The organism is Stenotrophomonas sp. AGC87 (assembly GCF_057333975.1).
This window is the reverse complement of record NZ_JBHFHW010000038.1, coordinates 63,843-65,170: the sequence shown is the minus strand read 5'-3', so window position 1 is coordinate 65,170 and position 1,328 is coordinate 63,843. Positions and strand designations below refer to the sequence as shown.

Below are 1,328 nucleotides of genomic sequence, written 5' to 3'. Positions count from 1 at the left end.
CCCCCCCCCCCCCCCCCCCCCCCCCCCCCCCCCCCCCCCACTACCCGGTCACATCCGGGACCGGCACGCGTCATGATGGGACCATCCCCGGGGGAGGACATCATGACGCCGCATCCGCTGACCACCACGCTCGAACGCGAACTGCCCGCCGCTGCCGGCGGTTGCCAGCAGTCATATGGCCGCATCGTGCTGGCCTGCCAGAACACGGTCACCGCGATCGCACTGGCGATCACCCGCGACGTGCACGCCAGCGAGGACATCGCGCAGGAAGCCTTCATCAAGGCCTGGCAGCAGCTCAATCAGCTGCACAACCACGCCAGCTTCCTGCCGTGGCTGCGCCAGATCACCCGCAATCTCGCCCGCGACTGGCTGCGCGCCAACCGCGGCCGCCCGCTGTCCGGCGAGGCCGCCGAGATCGCCATCAACATGGCCGCCGACCCCAGCCCCAGTGCCCCGGAGCATCTGCAACGGGTGGAAGAAGAACTGGCCGCCGAAGAGATCATCTCGGCGCTGCCCGAAGACAGCCGTGAGACGCTGCTGCTTTACTACCGCGAAGGCCAGAGCTCGCAGCAGGTCGCCGATCTGCTCGGGCTCAGCGATGCCGCCGTACGCAAGCGCCTGTCGCGCGCTCGCGCCACCGTGCGCGAAGAGATGATGCGCCGCTTCAGCGAGTTCGCGCGCAGCAGCGCACCGAGCGCAGCGTTTGCGACCACCGTCGTGTCCATGGTGCTGGTCGCCGCCCCCGGCACGGCCAGTGCCGCGATCCTGCTCGGCACCGGGCTGGGCACCAGCAAGCTCGGCCTGGGCGGTGCCAGCGTTTCCGGCGGTGCCGCGCTGGGCTCGTTGACGGCAGCGGCCAGCCAGACCCACGTGTTGCCACCGGATTTCGCCTGGGGCGCGATCATCGGCAGCATGGTCGGCGGCGTGCTGGGCAGCTACCTGGGCGGCCGCTATCTGCTCTCGTATGCCGAGAGCCATGACGAGCGCACGGCCATCCGCGGCTTCGTGCACTACAGCACCTTCACCGCCATGGTGACCTGTGTGGCCGTGTTCGCCTTGGGCTTCCTGCCGCTGGCCTGGTACTGGCCGTTGGTGGCGTTGGCCATCGGCCTGGCCGTGATCAACTATCAATGCCTGGTTCCGCTGCAGCGGATCATGGCCCCGATGATCGCTCGCGATGCAGCGCGCCATGGTCGCACCGGCCCGAACTGGAAATACGAGTCGCTGTACGGCCGCAAGGCGCTGTGGGTAATGAACCTGTTCGTGATCGGCACCATCGCCTGGGCGATGTACAAGAACGGCCGCATCTGATGTAGAAAAGCGGCGGG

At 68.5% G+C, this 1,328-nt stretch carries 1 protein-coding gene; it reads left to right on the top strand.

Going from position 1 to position 1,328, the window contains the following annotated elements:
- The first annotated feature begins 102 nt into the window (after positions 1–102).
- Positions 103–1,311 carry an RNA polymerase sigma factor gene (locus ACE026_RS15300; protein ID WP_486039698.1) on the top strand — a complete coding sequence of 403 codons (1,209 nt, stop codon included), beginning with the start codon at positions 103–105 and terminating at the stop codon, positions 1,309–1,311.
- Positions 1,312–1,328: the final 17 nt, after the last annotated feature.

What these genes read in the sequence shown, in the direction of transcription:
- ACE026_RS15300 (WP_486039698.1), top strand. Translation starts at nt 103, where the DNA reads ATGACGCCGCATCCGCTGACCACCACGCTCGAACGCGAACTGCCCGCC.